Source organism: Corynebacterium singulare (assembly GCF_000833575.1).
Lineage (GTDB): Bacteria > Actinomycetota > Actinomycetes > Mycobacteriales > Mycobacteriaceae > Corynebacterium > Corynebacterium singulare.
Genome location: NZ_CP010827.1, coordinates 1,243,834 through 1,261,606, shown reverse-complemented (window position 1 = coordinate 1,261,606; position 17,773 = coordinate 1,243,834). Strand labels below are relative to the sequence as shown.

Genomic DNA, 17,773 nt, shown 5'->3' with positions numbered 1-17,773 from the left:
ACTAAAGGTCACCGGCGTCGCGAGCCAGGATATCGGCGGTCTCAGATACCGAGCGCAAAGTGCTAGCGGAAGCCTCGACTGGGTACACGTCGAATTTATCGACGAGCAGCTCGCGCGGCATGCCAATGCGGTCGAGGTGGCGGGCCAGCGCGATGGCCTCCGCGCGGGCATCGGAACCCTCGATGCCCAGACCAATGCGGTGGCCTGCGTTGAGGTGCTCACCCAAGCCGTCGAGGTGGCGCGGGGTGTCCAGGCCGCGAAAATCCGTGAGGAACGTGGGAGCGGCCGGCGCTAACGACCACAGCGGCGGGGCATAGAGGTAGTCCACGTCAAAGGACTGCAGGAGGTCGAGCGCGACCTCGTCCGGGACGGCGGGAATGGTGTCGAAGTCGGTGGTGCCCGGAATGCGCCCGGCCACGATGTCAGCGAGCAGGGGCTCGTCGAGTTGTACGACGACCTCCCCGTGGAAACGGCGCGCCACGTCGTCGGCGTGGGCGTGGAGGCCGTGGCGGAGGGCGTCGGCAAGCTCGTTAAAGGCACCACGATCGGTGAGGACGCGGTGGCCGTCGGAAAGCTCAATGCTCGCCGCGAGTGTCCACGGGCCAAGCGCCTGCACTTTGACGCGCGGCACGGTCTCGCCCCAGACCTCCTGGACCTCGTCGAGATCGCGCTCCAGGCGGTCCCAGGCGCGGCGGGTCAGCAGTTGCGGGCGCGCCGTCATGCGCCACGCGCGCGGGCCGCGGTCGATGGTGATGTCCTCCAGCATGCTCGCAGTGCGACCCACCGAATCAGAGCCCAAGCCGCGCTCGGGCAGCTGCGGGATGGCGGGAAGCTCCGTCTCCCCCAGGATGATGTCCGCGGCCTCCGCAATGGAGATACCGGGCATAGGGCCAAGAGCAAACCCAGTCATCTACTCAGTCCCGCAAATGGTGCCGGAGCCCAAGACAATATCGCCCAGCTCATCCGGGCTCGGCAGGTACAACACCGCGGCCTGGCCGCGGGCTACGCCGGAGAGTGGCTCAGAAAGCTCCAGCGTCATGCGGTCGGCCTCGCGGTCCACATGGGCGCGGCAGGGAACGACTGAGCCGTGGGCACGGACCTGCACCTCGCAGTCGAAGTCACCTTCCATCGCCGGGTGCAGGTACTTCAGACGGTCGGCCTCGATGCTGGTCACAGCCAAATCAGCGCGCGATCCCACGGTGACGGTGCCGGTGGCTGCGTCGATGTCGGTGACGTAGCGCGGAGAGCCGTCGGCAGTAGGCGTCTTAATGTCCAAGCCCTTGCGCTGGCCGATGGTGTAGTTCCACGCGCCATCGTGCTCCTTGAGCTCATTGCCTTGCGTATCCACGATCATTCCCGGGCGCAGCCCAATGGAGCGACCCAGGAAGGCCTGGGTATTGCCGTCCGGAATGAAACAAATGTCATAAGAATCAGGCTTGGACGCAGTAGAAAATCCGTGGCGCTTCGCTTCCTCGCGGATCTGCGGCTTCGGAGTATCGCCAATGGGGAAGAAGCAGTGGTCCAGCTCCTCCTTGGTGATAACACCCAGCACATAAGACTGGTCCTTGTTCTCATCCAGGGAGCGGCGCATGTAACCGTCGGCGTCGATAGTGGCGTAGTGGCCCGTTGCCACCGCATCGAAGCCCAGCGCCATGCCCTTGCGCAGGAGTGCTGCGAACTTGATCTTCTCATTGCAGCGCAGGCAGGGATTCGGGGTCTCACCGCGGGCGTAGGAGTCCACGAAGTCCCCGATGACGGCTTCCTTGAACTCCTCAGAGAAGTCCCACACGTAGAAAGGAATGCCAAGCTTATCGCAGATACGGCGGGCGTCGGCAGAATCCTCCAGGGAGCAGCAGCCACGCGCCTTCTCCCGGGTCTGCTGGGCGTCCTTGTGCAGGGCTAAGTGCACGCCAATGACGTCGTGGCCTGCTTCTACCGCTCGGGCGGCCGCCACGGAGGAATCGACGCCTCCGGACATGGCTACCAATACTCGCATGCTCTCCCCTTCTCGTTGCTGTGTCGTCCACCAAGGCTAGTCTCCTACCCCAACACCCCACCAAACCGAGCTATTCCCTAAGCTTGGGAACACTATGGGTAGGAAACGCAACACCGAAGAATCCATCGCCGGCACCTATGAAATCTCCACCGGAGAACTTGTGGTCAAACCAGATCCATTCCGCGACGGCGCCTACATCCTCAACATCAACGGCGTGCCCTCCTCCCACCTCGTTCCCGATGAGCCGCGGGCCTTGGAGTTTGAATACATGCGCTGGATCGCTGCTGCGGTAGAGCACCTTGCGCCCGGCAAACGCCTTCTGCACTTGGGCGGCGGAGGCTGTTCTCTTCCCCGCTACTTCGCGGATCTTTGGCCAGATTCCCACAACACCGTCGTCGAACTCGACGCAAAGCTGGCGGAGCTCATCCGTGAGCTGGCCGATATCCCCTCGGCACCCCGCGTGAAAATCCGGGCCGGCGAGGCACGAGCAGTAACTGAGGGCTTCCCAACCCACCGCTTCGACGTCATCATTCGCGACGTCTTCGCAGGCGCCGTCACGCCAGAATCCCTCACCACAAAAGAGTTCTTCCAACACGCCCACGCCACCCTAAGTTCCGGGGGTCTTTACGTGGCTAACTGCGGCGACTACCCCGACCTGCAGGGCGCAAAGGCGGAGCTCGCCGGAATGGCAGAAGTCTTTGAGCACGTCGCAGTTATCGCCGATCCTCCCATGCTTAAGGGCCGGCGCTACGGCAACATCATCCTCATTGGTTCAGATACCGAGCTTCCCACAGACGGCTCCCCCGCAGCCGCCACGATATCCAAACCCCTATTGCGCGGGGCCGTGCCCGCCCACTACCGCGACGAGGCGTGGACGCGCCACTTCTTCAGCGGCGCGAGTCCGCGTCGCGATACGCCTGCTCTTTAAAGCAGGTTGTTAAGCAGGTCCGCCACCTGCTTGGAGTCGAACGCCGGCACCTCGACGCCCGCGCCGTGACCGGCGGTGCGCGCCACGTCGGCGGCGGTATCTACGTCCTGCTGGTCAATGTTATTCGAGTCGAAGTCCTGCACGTGCTCCGCGTTATCGAGGAACAGGGCCAAGTCGCCGGTGGTGGCGTCGTGGTTGGCCAGCTTGTCCAGATCGCCGGTGCTAATAGCGCCGGTCTTCAGCAGCTTCTCCGCCTGCTCGATGAGTTCGGTCGGGTCGATGGAGATGCCCGCGTCCTGCGCAGCCTGAGCCACGGCCGGGATCGCCATCGCGCCGGCGGCCACGGCAAGAATGCCCGCGATGAGCACGCCGGCGTCATCGCCTAGGTCGATGCCCGGCACCACCAAGTCGTCGACGATGCCACCGAAGTCGATGTAGTTACCACCGGAGAAGGACTGCAGCTGGGCCTCGGTGCCGTTGAACAAGTTCATGTCGACGTCGGTTTCAATGCCGGCCACTCGGCCAGAACCCGAGCGCTGCCAGAATGCCAGTTTGTCCCAGCCACCGACCGGGTCCGGTGCGGTGTCCTGGTAGGCAGCCAGCCACAGCGGGTACTCGGAGAAGCGCGTGGTATTCCCCATCTGCCCCATCCAGAAGTACTTGTAGGTATACAGCATCGGGGTGCGGCCTGTCAGGGACTTGACCTCAGTCATGAAGGTGTCAATCCACTGCTCAAGCTGCGCGGCGCTCAGGCCCTCATCGACCTCAATGTCGAGCACCGGCGGCAGAGTCTGGGTTGGCACCAGCGCGATTTGGGACGCGAAGCTGGCTGCCTGCTGCTTGGCATCCCCTGCTGGGCGCGCGTAGTGGTAGGCGCCGACCTTTAACCCAGCGGCCGATGCAGCATTGGCATCGCGCACAAAGTGATTGTTGACGAATCCGACGCCCTCGGTAGCTTTGACGAAGGCATAGGACTGTCCATCAGACTTCACGGCATCCCAGTCGATTCCACGCAGGGACATGTGATTGTTTCCTGAAACGTCCACACCGGATGGCGCATAGGACGGAATAGCGACGGCAGTGGATACGGACAATGCCACGGCCGCTACTGCGGTAACGGCGGCGGTAACAAGGCGACGTGCATGGCTCATGCGCGCCACACTACCGAATCAATCACATACATCACTGAAGCAACACGCGAAACATTCAACTCTTATGCCACACATTTAACACGACTCCCGTCCACCGCCCCCAGCAACAGCAACCGCTGTTAGACTTCCCTTCACATCGCCACCACCCCAGCAGGCGATAACGACGCCAAAGAAGGACAGCGCCATGGACCACCCTCCATCGACCCACACCTTCCCAACGACCCACAGCAGCCCGCCGACCCCGACGCACCTCAAGAGTCCCAGGAAACGGAACTTCCCCCGCGCCGCGACTTCAAAAGATTCCTTAACGAGAACCTCGCACTGAGGGGCTCCGCAATTCTTCTGGGTGGGTGGGCGCTGGGGTTACTCTCCTTGATCTTTGCAGACAGCGTTGCATCGGGCGGCGATGATGCCGCGTCCTACTTCTTCGGCTTCCTCGGCATATTCATCCTTATCGGGATGAGTTTTGCAGCGCCTTTTCTCGCACCACTCTTTGCCTTCATCGCCATCGCGTCGCTCAACACTGACGCGCCTAAAAGCAAACGAAAAGCCATCATCGCAATCGTGCTTTCGGTAGCGTCGTTGATTCCCGTTGTCGCGTACTTCGGGCTGGACCTTTTGTCTTAGGTCCCAACGCTCGGCGCCAACTCCATAGCTCTGCCTACCACGCTGTGCTTGGCGACGCCCCACCCAAGCTTGCGGACTCAGTTCATCCAGGAATTCAGGGCAGGATGCGCCACAGCCACGAATACCGTGGCTCAGCTTATTGCATCGCTATTCAGAACCCAGCCCATCCACAATCCGTACCGTCTCCATCGCCACGCGCACCACTTTCCCAATGAGGTCCACGATGTAGCGCGGGTTGCCCACCTCGTCAGCCCAATCATTCGGGTCGTTGACGATGCCAGAGGCCTTATCTTTCTTGACCTGGTAACGGTCAATCAGCCAAGCGACAGCTGAGCGCGAACCCAGCATGTACTCATCCGCCTCGGCCGGAATGCCAGCAATGGTCACGCGCTTGTTGTAGATCAGCTTGGTCACGTCATTGACGTTCTTTCCCGTCTCCGGGTCCTTGCGCTTGGCCCACTTCATCTTGAGCACGCGCCATGTCTCACGGTCGGACTCATCACCCTTGACCTGAATATCCAGCGGCCATGGCTCCACGTCCTCGTAGCCCACGTGCAGGTCCATCAACTCCTGGCCCGCAGCAGCAAACTTGTCGAACTCCGCACGCGAGGATGGTGTCTCAATATGCGGCAGCATCTTTTTTAAGTCAGCCGCGTACTTCGTGCGGTAGCCGGGGTCATGCAGCTTGCCGTAGACAAAGTGGAAGATGTCATCACCCGTGATGTCAGCACCCAGTGCATCACGGTAGAGAGCCTTAATCTCATCCGTAATATTGTCCACGCGCACGTAGCCGTCAACGACCTCACCCACCTTGCCATAGATGCTGGCCTCGCCCTGCTTAGCGACGCTGCCCTCACCAAACAGCCCACCATCGTCGGCTGAGACGGCTGCCCAGGTGAAGCGGGGGAAGTATTGTGACGTAGCTATTACATGTAGATCTGGAAGCAGATCAGTAGCAAGCGCAGCCGGCATCACTGATTCACCGGCACCTACCGAGACGAATCCAATATTTCCGTGTTCCGGGGTTGGGAACATCGATGGGAGTTGTCCCAAACGATCGTTGTAATTTTGTGCGTAATACACACTAAGTTTGGTGTACGGGCGGTAAAGCGCTTGGCGAATCGAAGACTTAGAATATTTGAGCCTTACCCCTTGCTTCTTTAGCGAATCAAACTTCGAAGACCACTTAATCCGTTCTCTATCAAAGGAGTTCTTGTCTTTGGCCTCGTTGTAAGCTTCGATCGATACATTCACATTTTCAGCCAGACGGCCCCTAGAAAATTGATAGGCCCATGCATCTCGATTTGTCTTCAATCCCATAGAAAACTGACTGAAGATTCTTGTATCTTTTCGACTTCTGTCGCCGATCGCAGGCCATGTTGCGAACTCTTTTGAGCGCTGATTCAACCAGTCGCCATCATCATTGGGTGTAATGCTTTGCCATTCGATTGACTCGACGGTCGAAGACTCTACGATATCGAGTTTCTCTCCAGCCGTCAGGTAGTCCCCAATGTCACGGTAGTGCAGCTCGAAGGCTGACTTTGTTGGATCTTTAACACCGACCGTTATAGCTACAGTACTGCGAGAGCCAGAGCCGAAGACTTTGCCGCCTTCCTTTCGTGATTGCTCCCCTGCGGTACGTTGGTTCCCGCGAAGGTTAAACACATAGAGGTCGGTAAAATCCTCCGCCATCGACAGGCGCACACCGTCGCCAGTGTTACCGTCAATCCATCCGCCATTGGACACGAAGGCTACTACGCCTTGGTCGCCGATGCGGTCGGTGGCCCATCGGAAAGCGCGCAGGTACGAGTCGTACAAGGAGTTCTTCAACTGAGCCGTAGACTTCTCCGCATAAGTTTCCGCAATGCGCTTATCCAGGCTCGGATATTTCTGGTTGGCGTTCAGGTCATTGGCGGACTTTTGGCCGGCGGAATATGGCGGGTTACCAATCACCACGTTGATGGGTGCATTCTTCTGGCGCTCGATGGTCTCGTTGTTCTCGCGGAAGATGTTGAGATCTGGGATGTCGCCTTCCTCGTGGATTTGGAAGGTATCGGCTAGCGCGATGTTCGTGAAGGGCACGTACTCGGGTGCGGGTTCGCCATTGCGGAGAGCTGCTTCTTCACGCAGGGCGTTGTAGGTGGTCTCGATGTTCACCGCTGAGACGTAGTACGCAAGCAGCATGATCTCAGTGGCGAAGAGTTCGTTGGCGTACTTGCGGGCGAGGTCTTCCGGCTTGATGAGGCCGGACTGTAGGAGGCGAACCGTGAAGGTGGAGGTGCCGGCGAAAGGATCGAGGATGCACACGCCCTCGTCGGTAAGCCCCTTACCGAAGTGCTTCTTGGACACATCATCGGCGGCGCGCAGGATGAAATCGACGATTTCGACTGGGGTGTAGACGATGCCAAGGGCTTCTGATTGCTTCTTGAAGGCCTTGCGGAAGAAGCGCTCGTACAGTTCCTTGATGACCTGCTGCTTACCGGAGGCAGAGTTCACCTCAGTGGCGCGGACACGGACGGACTCGTAGAACTTCTCCAGAGACTCGGTCTCAGTATCGAGGTTCGCCTTGGACAGAGCCTTGACCATCTTCTCCATGACCTGGGCCACGGGGTTGTGGGTGATGAAGTCATGGTTCTCAAAGAGCGCGTTGAAGACCGGTGCCGTAATGAGGTGCTGCGAGAGCATCGAGATGGCGTCGTCTTCGCTGATGCCATCGTTGAGGTTGTTGCGCAGGCCTTCGACAAAGGTGTCGAATTCTGTGCGGAGGGTTCCATCGGCGCCGTCGAGAAGCGCCTTGATGCGGGTGATTTGGTTCTCCGCAATGGTGGCGACGTCGTCAGCCCAGTCCTCCCAGTAGGTGCGGGTGCCGACTTTGTCCACCAGCTTTGTGTAGATGGCTTCTTGCCACTGCTCCAGAGAGAACAAGGCAATCTGCTGGGTTACCGTCGAATTATCAGCCTGCGGTTCTGGGGTTTTGGTTTCATCCGCTTCCCTGAGCTTCTCAGCGTCGCTTTTCTCGTCGTCCCCTGGGACGTGAACGACGTCGATGGGCAAGTCTTCCTGTCCGGCCGTGCCGTTGAGGGCGATGGAGTTAATCTTCGCGTTGAAGCGGTCATCGTGGGCGCGCAGCGCGTTGAGGATCTGCCAGACCACCTTGAAGCGCTGGTTGTCGTTGAGTGCTTCTGCTGGGGAGACGTTGCTGGCTACGGCGACGGGAAGGATGATGTAGCCGTAGTCCTTGCCCTCAGACTTGCGCATGACGCGGCCGACGGACTGGACCACGTCCACCATGGAGTTGCGGGGGTTGAAGAAGATGACGGAATCCAGGGCTGGGACGTCTACGCCTTCGGACAGGCAGCGCGCGTTGGTGAGCATGCGGGACTCGTGCTCCCCTGCTGGGGATTCCAGCCAGGACAGCCTTGTGCCGCGCTCCATGGCGTTCATGCCGCCGTCGACGTGCTGGGCGGCGACGTTGAGGTCGATATTGGTCAGGGAGACGTCGTTAAGCACTGCCTTTTCTTTCAGCAGTTCCTGGTGGGTACCGATGAGTGAAGGATAGGTCTCCGCAATGAGTTGGGAGGTCTTGATGTCCTTGGCAAAGGCCACCGCGCGCTGCATGGGCTGGGCGTCCTCGTCGAAACCGCCCTTCTTGCCTTGCAATTCGCCGGAGCGCTTGGCCAAACCATTCCAGGCGCCAATCATGGCAGAAGCTAGGGAAAGGTTGACCTGGTTGTTCTCACTCTGTGCCATGGCTTGGGCAGCTACGGATTCATCCACGGTCATGACAAGCACCTTGTAGTCCGTGAGTAGGCCCTTATCCACGGCCTCACCGAAGCCGAGGCGGTAGAACTCCGGGCCGTAGATGGCTTCATCATCCATAGAAGCCAGCTCCGCGGAGTGTTCCTCGGCTTTGCCCTTGACGGCTTCGTCGTAGAGGCGCGGGGTGGCCGTCATGTAAAGACGCTTGGAAGCCTTGATGTAGTCGGCATCGTGGACGCGGACAAAGTTGCTGGCGTCCTCACTGGCCAAGGTGATGCCGGTGGTGCGGTGGGCTTCATCGCAAATGACGAGATCGAAATCATCGAGGCCCACCTGCTGGGCCTCATGTACCGCCTGGATGGACTGGTAGGTGGAGAAAACAATGTTGAGGCCCTTGGCACGCTTGCCGGATTCAAAGCGTGTGGTGATGTCCTTGCCCTCGGTAGAAACGGGAACCTCAAGGTCATAGACAGCGATGTCCTCGGCCTTCTTGGAGACCTTGCTATCGGAGCACACCGCGAAGGCGCGCATGTCGAGGCGGCCCTGGGCGGTCCATTCCTTCAGGGTTTGCGAGAGCAAGGAAATAGACGGCACGAGGAAAAGGATGCGGGCCTTGCCGCCGTTGTCCTCAGCGACGCGCTCCGCTAGGCGCAGGGCGGTAAAGGTTTTGCCGGTGCCGCACGCCATGATGAGCTTGCCGCGGTCATGGGTCTTAAACCCTTCGATGGCTTTGTCGATCGCTGCCTGCTGGTGCGGGCGGGGCTCAAAAGTCTCACGTTGGGAGAGATTGATCTGGATGGTCTTATCCCGCACCTCTGAGCCAGGGAACGCCACGTCCCAGTTGATGGGTGACTCTGCAATGGCGGAGATGCCAATGCGGCTGGTCGGAATAATCTGGTTGGCTAGGGCATCCTCCGCGTGGGAGGACCAGTGGTCCGTGGTGGAGATAATCAGGCGACTGCCAAAATGCTCGCGTCCTTCTTCCGTTTCAAAAGAGTGCCCGGAGGCCTCGAAGAAGGAGTCCAGGTGGGACTTCTGAATACGCGCCTTGGAGTCATAGAACTTGCACTGGATGGCAGTCCACGTGCCATCATCCACGCGGCGAGCTACCAGGTCAATGCCGGTATCTGCCTTACCACCGTTGTAGCGCCAATCCGTCCAGCGGCAGACCTCATCGAATTGGTTCTTCAAGGTCGGGTCGGTCTTGAAATAGTTGACCATCAGCTTCTCAAAGGCAATGCCATATTTAGCCTTTGGTTGGTTTTCACGTAGCTGTTCTAGGACCTCAGAGAACTTCGACATGACAACATTGTGCCTGATGGGTTAGTGCCCCTGTGGCACAACGCCGTAGATTACGGCACGCGTCTGAACAGCGACACGTTTTTGGTCGTTTTCTCCTACACCGACCGCGCGCGGCGAATGATCTCCGGAAGTTCCTTGATGACCACATCGATGTCGCCGTCGGTGGTCATTCGTCCCAGGCTGAAGCGCAGGCTGCCGCGGCCGTGTTCCTCGTCGATGCCCATGGCTTCGAGGACGTGAGACATACGGTTGACACCCGCGTGGCAGGCGGAGCCAGCGGAGGCTTCGATACCGGCGGCGTCGAGAAGCATGATGAGGCTATCGCCGTCCGTTCCGGGGAAGGACACGTGCAGGTGGGAGGCCAGGGTGGGCTCGGCAGAGTTGATGATGACGTTGTCGATGCTGGATTCGATGCCAGCCTGAAGCTTGTCGCGGAGTGCAGTCAGGCGGGTGTCCTCCTGCTCCATGTCCGCGACGGATTCGCGTAGGGCTGCAGCGAGTGCGCTTGCACTAGCCACGTCCACGGTGCCGGGACGGATCCCGCGTTCTTGGCCACCGCCGAAAGCAAGTGGCAGTGGCGCTGGGGTGCGGCGAGCCAACAGCAGGCCGATGCCGCGGGGCCCACCGAACTTGTGGGCGCTGGCCGCGAGTGTGGTGGCACCCAGCTCGTGGAAGTTGATGGGCAGCTTGCCGGCGACCTGCACGGCGTCGATGTGTACTGGGGTGTTCTGCGCAGCGGCGCGCTGGGTAATGTCCGCGACCGGCTGGATGGCGCCGGTCTCGTTGTTGGCCCACATGCAGGTGGCCACCGCGGCCGGGGTATCCAGGGCGCTTAAATCACTGACGTGACCGGTGGAATCGACTGGGAGCAGGTCAACGGTCGCGCCATGCTCAGTCTGGAGCTTCTCCACGGTTTCGAGCACGGCGGGGTGCTCGATGGGGGTCGAAACGATGCGCTGCGCGGCTTTGGGCGAAGCCGACTGCGCAGCGCGGAAAAGGCCTTGGATGGCAATGTTGTCCGCCTCCGTGCCGGAGGAGGTGAAGATGACCTCGATGGGTTCGCAGCCGAGCAGCTCGGCAACGGTCTCGCGGGCGTCGTCAAGCACAGAGCGCGCCTTGCGCCCAGAGGCATAGGACGCGCCCGGGTTGAGGGAGCTAGCTGCCGTAGTCCACGCGTCGATGGCGCTTTGGCGCATGGGCTGGGTGGCTGCGTAATCGAGGTAGCGTGGCATTAGTTGCCGGCCTCCTTGCGCTTGGTCAGCTCCGCAGCCAGGGCCGGGGCGATCTCGTGAAGGTCACCCACCACACCGAGGTCAGCGATCTGGAAGAAGGGCTCGTCTTGGTCTTGGTTGACCACGACGATGGTCTCCGAGGTCTGCATGCCGGAGGTGTGCTGGATGGCGCCAGAAATGCCCAGGCCGATGTAGAGCTTCGGGGATACGGTCACACCGGTCTGACCAATCTGGTGGGCGGGGTCGTAGAAACCTTCGTCCACGGCGTCGCGAGTGGCACCGACGGCGCCACCGAGGGAATCGGCAAGCGGCTCAACCACGTCAGCGAACTTATCGCCCACGCCGCGGCCGCCGGCAACGACGACCTTGGCGGAGGTTAGCTCCGGACGAGCGGTCTTCTCCGCCGGGGTGAAGGAGGTGACAGTGACATCCTTCGCGGTGGCGGCAGGCAGCTCGAAGGGCGCGGGCGCTGCGGTGACCGGCTGCGGGTCCGCCGTGACGGTGCCGGGACGCAGGGTGTAGATGACAGAACCCGTGGCCTTCGAGGAGGTCTCGTAGGAACCACCGAAGATGGTGTGGTGCGCGGTGCCGTCAGCGTTGATGCCGTCGACGTTGACGAGGGCGCCAGAGCCCAAGCGAGCCGCAAGGCGGCCAGCAATCTCGTTGTTGGTCGGGGTGGCGGCCAGCACGATGGGCGCCGGGTTATTGGCGGCCAGCGCGTGGAGGGCGTCAACCTCTGGGGTGACGATGCGCTGCTCATAGTCCGCAGCGGTGGCCTGAACAACCTGGGCGGCGCCGAGGTTGCCCAGCTCGGCGTCAAAGGAGGAGGCGGTGGCCGCATCCTTGGCCACGACGACGGCGGAGACGGTGCCGAGAGCGCGGGCGGCAGTAATGAGCTCGCCTGTGACGGGGCTGAGCTGGTCTTCTTCGTGCTCAACTAGGACATAAACGTGAGACATGTGTTTTCTCCTTTAACCCTCGATGAGATTCTTGGCGGCCAAGAAGTCAGCAACCTTGGCGGCAGCCACGGCCGGATCCGGATCGGTGATGACCTCACCAGCGGTACGGGCTGGGCGCTGTGCGGAGGCGGTGACCGTGGTGGTGGACGGCACGCCATCGATGCCTAGGTCCGCCACGGCGAACGTGGTGACCTCTGCCTTCTTGGCGGCCATGAGGCCCTTGAAGTTGGGGAAACGCGGCTTGTCGGCCTTGTCGGTAAAGGACAGGATAGCCGGCAGGTTAGCGCTGAGTTCCCAGTGGCCGTGGGCATCCTCACGGGTGGCGGTGGCAGTAGCACCAGCCAGGGAGGCGGCCTTGAGCTCGGTGAGCGCGGGCAGCTGGCGGTATTCAGCCAGCAGACCGGCGATGAGGCCGGTGGAAGCATCCGAGGAGTTATTGCCCAGCGTGATGACCTGGACCTCACCGAACTTCTCCGCCACCTTGGTGATGGCGGCGTTGAGAACCCAGGCGGTAGCCAAGGCATCGGCGCCGGCGAGGGAATCGTCGACAACGTGCACGGCGTGATCCGCGCCCATGGCCAGGGCCTTGCGCAGGGCTTCGTCGGCAGCCGCCGGGCCCATGGTGAGGGCGACAACCTCGTATCCGGCGTCGGCATTGTCGTCTCGCAGACGCAGCGCCTGCTCGACGGAGTACTCGTTGACCTCGTCGATGACGTTATCCACCGAGGTGCGGTCCAAGGTGTGATCCGCCTCGAGGGTCTTCGTTGACCACGTATCCGGTACGTGTTTAACCAGAGCCACAATGACTGGCATGTGGGCACTTCCCCTTCCGTAAATTTTGAAACTATTAGGGTGCGTAATTACCTTCGGACGATACTACTCGCGGTCCGCACAGCACCGCGACTCCCTTGGCCCCAATGCGGGTGACCACAAGCGTCTTAGCCGTGGAGCCTTTGAGTTTGAGCTTCTTGCGCAGCTGGTCCGGGTCCACGTCTTGCCCGCGTACCAGGATCTCCAGTGAGCCAACGTCGTGAGCCGACATGGCCGCCTTGAGCTTTTTCATGGGCACCAGCTCAATGAATTCAAATCCTGAAGTCCCCTCCGGCAGGTGGTCGCCGGTGAGGTACGCGATGCGCGGATCCAGCTGGTGCAGGCCTTCGCGCGCGGCGTAATGGCGCACCAGCCCGGCGCGCACGATGGCGCCGTCAGGATCGATGAGAAAGCGTCCGATGGGGCCGGCATCGGGAAGCTCGTGTTCTTGAATGTCGTCCTCGATGACGTCTGGGGCAACCGCCGAGGACGTGGAGAGAATCACCGCACGTTTGCCTGTCCCCAGGCCGGGTGTGTATAGGCAGGTCTCTTTTACGCCGCCGTCAAGGCTCACAACACAGGCGAGGCCTTCCCACTCGGAGTGGTCGATACCTGGGGCACATTTGATAGCCATCTCGCCGTGCGTGTCTAGGAGAGCCTGCGGAGGCGGCAGGAGTTGGTCTAGGCGGGTGATGCGGGTGCCGCCTTGGCGCCGTGCGGGGTCGGCGATGCACACCTGCGCCGAGGTTGTCGTCGTGAGCGCATCGGCGCGGAAGACTGGGTGCGCGATGTTGTGCTGCGCCATGGCGACGCGCGAGGCGTCAAGGTCACTTCCCACGTAGGTGCCGGGCGCATAAGCCTGACCTTCGGTACCGATGGAACAGGTGAGGTCGTGGACAAGGTCGACGCCGCGTTCACGCAGGAACTGCGCACGGTAGGCGGCGACGGCTGGGGGCGTGGCCTGCTGTGCGGAGTCGTGGTCCATGAGCCACTCCCCCGGCAGTTTCCCTGAGCGGCGGGAGTGGAGTAGCTCGGCCACCGCGCGCCCGTACTCGCCGAACTGGGCCTGGAGCTTGGCGACGTCCCTCAGCTGCGCCTTCTTTGTCCCCTCCAGGTCCGCGGCGGCTGCGTCAATAGCGCTCGTGTTTTCGCGCAGGAAGGCGACCTCGTCGAGGGTATAGCTCATGGTGTGGTGTTTCTAGATGCGGTCGATGGGGGACGTGGTGAAGTATTCGCGGTAGCGCTCGTCGTCTTCGGGATCACCGATGATGGGGCGAAGGTCGGAAAAGGAGGCGTCATCAAGAACTTCCTTGACCGTGGCATAGGAGGTCAGGCGCTTGAGCTGTGCCCAGGTGGGGATGGCTAGGCGCACGAGCCCGGCGCGCCAACCGTCAAGGACGAGCTGGGGATCGAACCAGCCGGCATCGTCGGCTTCCCCGGTTTCGCCGTCGGGTTCTTGGCCTTCGGGGAGCACCCCGATGAAGAAAAAGGTGTCAAACCAGTGGTTCTTGAATTCCCCCGCCCAGCGAGACCACGGAAGGAGCATGTCGGCGTCGACGCGCATGCCGTTGTGGGCCAAGAACTCGGTGAAGGAGATTTCGTGGGTTTCGAGAAGCTCGCGCTCTCGGTGGTAGCGCGAGGCATCGGAGACGATGCCGTCCTCGCGGATCGCCAGCAGAGTGCCGGCTTCCTCGAAGAGCTCGCGGGCGGCGGCGAAGACGAGGGCGTGGGCCTTGTACTTGGTCACTCCCATGCGTCGGGCCATCGAGATGACGGACTGCCCGGCCCAGAGCTCGCCAGAATCCCAGGATCGGGGCGGGAAATCACGAGGGTCGACTCCCCCGCCGGGAAAAACGACGTGTCCGGGGTAAGTGCGCATGGTGTGCACGCGTTCTTGAATCCACACGCGGAGGCCATCGGGGCTATCACGCAGCAGGAGCACCGTTGCCGCCAAGCGGGCACCATTGAAGCCGGTGGTGTCGCCATGGTCGATGGCGTCCAGGGCGTCGTGGTAGGGCTGGCTCATGCAACTTTCCATGTCATTGATACCGCTAACGCGCTATCAAGGGCTGTTCCGACTAACGAATGCGGCGGGCGAAGTATCGATCCCCAATGCGGTCCACCTGAATGGGCTGGTGGAACGCTGTGGACAGGTTCTTCGACGTGAGGACCGTGTTAATGAGTCCTTTGGCCACGACTTTACCCTCATCAAGGATCATCGCATGGGTAAATCCGTAAGGGATTTCCTCCACGTGGTGGGTAATCATGACGATGGCAGGGGCATCCGGGTCCATGGCTAAATCACCCAGGTACCCCACGAGATCCTCGCGGCCGCCGAGGTCCATGCCGGCGGAGGGCTCGTCGAGGATGAGCAACTCTGGGTTGGCCATGAGCGCGCGGGCAAGGATGACGCGCTTCTTCTCACCCTCGGACAGCGTGCCCCACGTGCGCTTGGCTAGGTGGTAGGCGCCGACCTGGTGCAGGATGTCATCGGCGCGGGAGAAGTCCATATCCTGGTAGTCCTCGCGCCATCGGCCCAGCACGGCATATCCGGCAGAGATCACAAGGTCATCGACGCGCTCGCCGTCCGGGATGCGGTGTTGCACGGCGGCGGAAGAAATACCGATGGCCGCGCGAAGATCGCGCATATCAGTCTTGCCCAGGCGCTCGCCCATGAGGTAGGCCACGCCGGCAGAGGGGAATTCCTCGGCCGAGGCCATGCGCACGAGCGAGGTCTTGCCTGCGCCGTTGGGCCCGATAATGACCCAGCGTTCGTCGAGCTCGACTTGCCAGTCCACGGGGCCGACCAGGGTATTTCCGCCTCGGCGCAGCTCGACGCCGCGAAAGTCAATCAGCCAATCCTCATCGGTGGGCTGGTTCTCAAGGTTCATGTCGCCAGTTTGCTCAGGTGTGTTCACAGGAACCATTGTGGCCGATATTTTCCTTCCCCGGTGAAACTGACACAGCTGCATTATTCTATGGGCATGACTCAACGCCTTGGTATCGACGATGTCCGCCCTTCTCTCTCCGGCGCAGTAGCCTCGAAAGCCGTGGTAGGTGAGGTTGTTCCTGTCACCGCACTGGTGTGGCGCGAGGGCCACGACGCCGTCGCCGCAACCCTGTCGGTGTGGAACAACGACTCCCCCGCTACATCTGCCTCCACCATGACGGTGGACCCGAATGACCAAGACCGCGTCCACGGAGTTTTCACCCCAGCTACCCCCGGCCGCTGGTTCTTCCGCATCGATGCCTGGTCGGATCCCATGGCCACGTGGCGCAACGCCGTCACCAAGAAGATGGAGGCAGGCCAATCTGCCCAAGAGCTCAGCAACGATCTCCTCCACGGCGCGGAACTCTTTGAGGAGGCCGCAATTCAGTGCCCGAGCGAGAAGGCAGACCTGCTCTTCGCCGCGTCGAAGGAGTTGCGGGATGAGAAGGGGGACGTCGACAAGCGCGTGCGCACCGCACTGTCCCCCGAGGTGGCCGAGATTCTGCACCACCATCCTCTACGCCACCTGCTGGTGGAAGGTGAGATTCACGAGGTACTGGTCGAACGCCGAGATGCCCTCTTCAATTCCTGGTATGAGCTGTTCCCGCGTTCCACCGGTGGCTGGGACGCAGACGGCAATCCCGTACACGGCACGTTCGACACCACAGCGCAGGCCCTTGAGCGCGTCGCCGGGATGGGTTTCGACACCGTGTACTTCCCACCTATCCACCCCATCGGTGAGGTGCACCGCAAAGGCAAGAACAACTCCGTGGTAGCAGAGCCGGGCGATGTCGGCTCCCCGTGGGCCATCCAGGACCACTCCACCACTCACCCAGAGCTGGGCACGATGGAGGACTTCAAGAAGCTGGTGACCAAGGCCGAGGAACTGGGCCTCGAGGTGGCGCTGGACCTAGCGCTGCAGGCTTCCCCCGACCACCCGTGGGCGGAGAGCAACCCGGAGTTTTTCACCGTGCTCGCTGACGGCACCATTGCCTACGCCGAGAACCCACCAAAGAAGTACCAGGACATCTACCCCCTCAACTTCGATAATGACCCGGACGGTATTTACGCGGAAATCTACCGCATCGTCATGATTTGGGTAGAGGCCGGTGTTACCACCTTCCGCGTGGATAACCCGCACACCAAGCCGGCGAACTTCTGGAATTGGCTGATTTCCAAGGTGCACGTGACCCACCCGGAGGTCATCTTCCTGTCCGAGGCCTTTACCCGCGCCCCGCGCCTGTTCGGCCTGGCCAAGGCTGGCTTTACCCAGTCCTACACCTACTTCACGTGGCAGACGTCCAAGTATGACCTGACCACGTTCGCCGAAATGCATGTGGAGCAGGCCGATGTCTGCCGCCCCAACCTCTTTGTCAACACTCCGGACATCCTCCACGAGTCACTGCAGACCGGCGGGCGCGCCATGTTTGCCATCCGCGCGACCCTGGCCGCCACGCTCTCCCCGCTGTGGGGCGTCTACTCCGGCTTCGAGCTCTACGAGCACCAGGCAGTGGCCCCGGGCAGCGAGGAGTACCTCAACTCGGAGAAGTATGAGCTGCGCCCGCGTGACTTCCAGGCCGCGCTGAAGTCCGGCGACTCCTTGGAATCCTACATCCGCCTTCTCAACGTCATTCGCCGCGAAAACCCGGCCCTCCAGCAGCTGCGTACCCTGCGCTTCCACAACACCGACAATGACGCCATCATCGCCTACTCCAAGGCAGATGCGGCGACTGGCAACGTCGTGCTCGTGGTGGTCAACCTTGATCCGCGCAACGCCCAGGAAGCAACGGTCTACCTAGACCTTAAGGCCGTGGGCCGCCAACCGGGCGACCACTTCACCGTCCAAGACGCCATCAGTGGCTCGGCATATGAGTGGTCTGACCGTAACTTTGTGCGCCTAGAGCCGCTTCGCGACGTCGCCCACATCTTCATCTTGCCCCCTGCCGACCATGACCTGCAGGAGCAGCTGGCGTGGCGCCGTGTCGAGGACTACCGCGCCTAGTTTCCTTTTGGCCCGCGC

The 17,773-nt window shown here is 61.3% G+C and carries 13 protein-coding genes; 3 read left to right on the top strand and 10 right to left on the bottom strand.

Features of this window, described 5'->3' with window-relative positions; genetic code table 11:
- Window position 1 precedes the first annotated feature (1 nt).
- Together CSING_RS05815 and mnmA are read right to left on the bottom strand one after the other, a co-directional pair.
- Window positions 2-910, bottom strand: a complete 909-nt coding sequence (locus CSING_RS05815) for a uroporphyrinogen decarboxylase/cobalamine-independent methonine synthase family protein (protein ID WP_042530527.1) — start codon at window positions 908-910, stop codon at window positions 2-4.
- The gene (gene mnmA / locus CSING_RS05810; RefSeq protein ID WP_042530525.1) at window positions 911-1,996 is read right to left on the bottom strand and encodes a tRNA 2-thiouridine(34) synthase MnmA; all 1,086 of its coding nucleotides are present in this window, start codon (window positions 1,994-1,996) and stop codon (window positions 911-913) included.
- A gap of 94 nt (window positions 1,997-2,090) precedes the next feature.
- Here mnmA and CSING_RS05805 point away from each other — a divergent pair, with 94 nt between their 5' ends.
- The gene (locus CSING_RS05805; RefSeq protein WP_042530523.1) at window positions 2,091-2,924 is read left to right on the top strand and encodes a spermidine synthase; all 834 of its coding nucleotides are present in this window, start codon (window positions 2,091-2,093) and stop codon (window positions 2,922-2,924) included.
- On the opposite strand, the gene CSING_RS05800 is transcribed toward CSING_RS05805, so the two are convergent.
- Window positions 2,921-4,075: a glycoside hydrolase family 25 protein gene (locus CSING_RS05800; RefSeq protein WP_042533207.1), complete on the bottom strand. Its 1,155-nt coding sequence runs from the start codon at window positions 4,073-4,075 to the stop codon at window positions 2,921-2,923. The two genes, CSING_RS05805 and CSING_RS05800, sit on opposite strands and share 4 nt — an antisense overlap.
- 372 nt (window positions 4,076-4,447) lie before the next feature.
- On the opposite strand from CSING_RS05800, the gene CSING_RS14060 reads away from it, so the two are divergent.
- Window positions 4,448-4,702 (top strand): hypothetical protein, encoded by a 255-nt coding sequence (locus tag CSING_RS14060; RefSeq protein WP_236684052.1) that lies wholly within the window; start codon window positions 4,448-4,450, stop codon window positions 4,700-4,702.
- 147 nt (window positions 4,703-4,849) lie between these two features.
- Here CSING_RS14060 and CSING_RS05790 read toward each other — a convergent pair whose 3' ends face one another.
- The 7 genes from CSING_RS05790 to CSING_RS05760 form a co-directional block, all read right to left on the bottom strand.
- A complete protein-coding gene (locus CSING_RS05790; RefSeq protein WP_042530519.1) occupies window positions 4,850-9,763 on the bottom strand; it encodes a DEAD/DEAH box helicase in 4,914 nt (1,637 codons plus the stop codon).
- A gap of 95 nt (window positions 9,764-9,858) precedes the next feature.
- A complete protein-coding gene (locus tag CSING_RS05785) occupies window positions 9,859-10,995 on the bottom strand; it encodes a cysteine desulfurase family protein (RefSeq protein WP_042530517.1) in 1,137 nt (378 codons plus the stop codon).
- The gene (locus CSING_RS05780) at window positions 10,995-11,954 is read right to left on the bottom strand and encodes an electron transfer flavoprotein subunit alpha/FixB family protein (RefSeq protein WP_042530515.1); all 960 of its coding nucleotides are present in this window, start codon (window positions 11,952-11,954) and stop codon (window positions 10,995-10,997) included. Before CSING_RS05780 ends, CSING_RS05785 begins: the two co-directional genes overlap by 1 nt.
- A gap of 12 nt (window positions 11,955-11,966) precedes the next feature.
- Window positions 11,967-12,767, bottom strand: a complete 801-nt coding sequence (locus tag CSING_RS05775; RefSeq protein ID WP_042530513.1) for an electron transfer flavoprotein subunit beta/FixA family protein — start codon at window positions 12,765-12,767, stop codon at window positions 11,967-11,969.
- 34 nt (window positions 12,768-12,801) lie between these two features.
- Window positions 12,802-13,950 (bottom strand): THUMP-like domain-containing protein, encoded by a 1,149-nt coding sequence (locus tag CSING_RS05770; RefSeq protein WP_042530511.1) that lies wholly within the window; start codon window positions 13,948-13,950, stop codon window positions 12,802-12,804.
- Between the two features lie 12 nt (window positions 13,951-13,962).
- Window positions 13,963-14,790: an NUDIX hydrolase gene (locus tag CSING_RS05765; protein WP_042530509.1), complete on the bottom strand. Its 828-nt coding sequence runs from the start codon at window positions 14,788-14,790 to the stop codon at window positions 13,963-13,965.
- Window positions 14,791-14,842: 52 nt separating this feature from the next.
- Window positions 14,843-15,655, bottom strand: coding sequence for an ABC transporter ATP-binding protein (locus CSING_RS05760; protein ID WP_236684051.1), 813 nt, complete (start codon window positions 15,653-15,655; stop codon window positions 14,843-14,845).
- 93 nt (window positions 15,656-15,748) lie between these two features.
- Between CSING_RS05760 and CSING_RS05755 the strand changes: the two genes are divergently transcribed.
- Window positions 15,749-17,755 (top strand): maltotransferase domain-containing protein, encoded by a 2,007-nt coding sequence (locus CSING_RS05755; protein ID WP_042533205.1) that lies wholly within the window; start codon window positions 15,749-15,751, stop codon window positions 17,753-17,755.
- Window positions 17,756-17,773 lie beyond the last annotated feature (18 nt).

Bases quoted from the DNA above. Each gene is read 5' to 3' on its own strand.
- CSING_RS05775 (WP_042530513.1), bottom strand. From the start codon at position 12,767: ATGCCAGTCATTGTGGCTCTGGTTAAACACGTACCGGATACGTGGTCA.
- CSING_RS05800 (WP_042533207.1), bottom strand. From the start codon at position 4,075: ATGAGCCATGCACGTCGCCTTGTTACCGCCGCCGTTACCGCAGTAGCG.
- CSING_RS05780 (WP_042530515.1), bottom strand. From the start codon at position 11,954: ATGTCTCACGTTTATGTCCTAGTTGAGCACGAAGAAGACCAGCTCAGC.
- CSING_RS05785 (WP_042530517.1), bottom strand. From the start codon at position 10,995: ATGCCACGCTACCTCGATTACGCAGCCACCCAGCCCATGCGCCAAAGC.
- CSING_RS05760 (WP_236684051.1), bottom strand. From the start codon at position 15,655: ATGAACCTTGAGAACCAGCCCACCGATGAGGATTGGCTGATTGACTTT.
- CSING_RS05755 (WP_042533205.1), top strand. From the start codon at position 15,749: ATGACTCAACGCCTTGGTATCGACGATGTCCGCCCTTCTCTCTCCGGC.
- mnmA (WP_042530525.1), bottom strand. From the start codon at position 1,996: ATGCGAGTATTGGTAGCCATGTCCGGAGGCGTCGATTCCTCCGTGGCG.
- CSING_RS05815 (WP_042530527.1), bottom strand. From the start codon at position 910: ATGACTGGGTTTGCTCTTGGCCCTATGCCCGGTATCTCCATTGCGGAG.
- CSING_RS05770 (WP_042530511.1), bottom strand. From the start codon at position 13,950: ATGAGCTATACCCTCGACGAGGTCGCCTTCCTGCGCGAAAACACGAGC.
- CSING_RS05790 (WP_042530519.1), bottom strand. From the start codon at position 9,763: ATGTCGAAGTTCTCTGAGGTCCTAGAACAGCTACGTGAAAACCAACCA.
- CSING_RS05805 (WP_042530523.1), top strand. From the start codon at position 2,091: ATGGGTAGGAAACGCAACACCGAAGAATCCATCGCCGGCACCTATGAA.
- CSING_RS05765 (WP_042530509.1), bottom strand. From the start codon at position 14,790: ATGAGCCAGCCCTACCACGACGCCCTGGACGCCATCGACCATGGCGAC.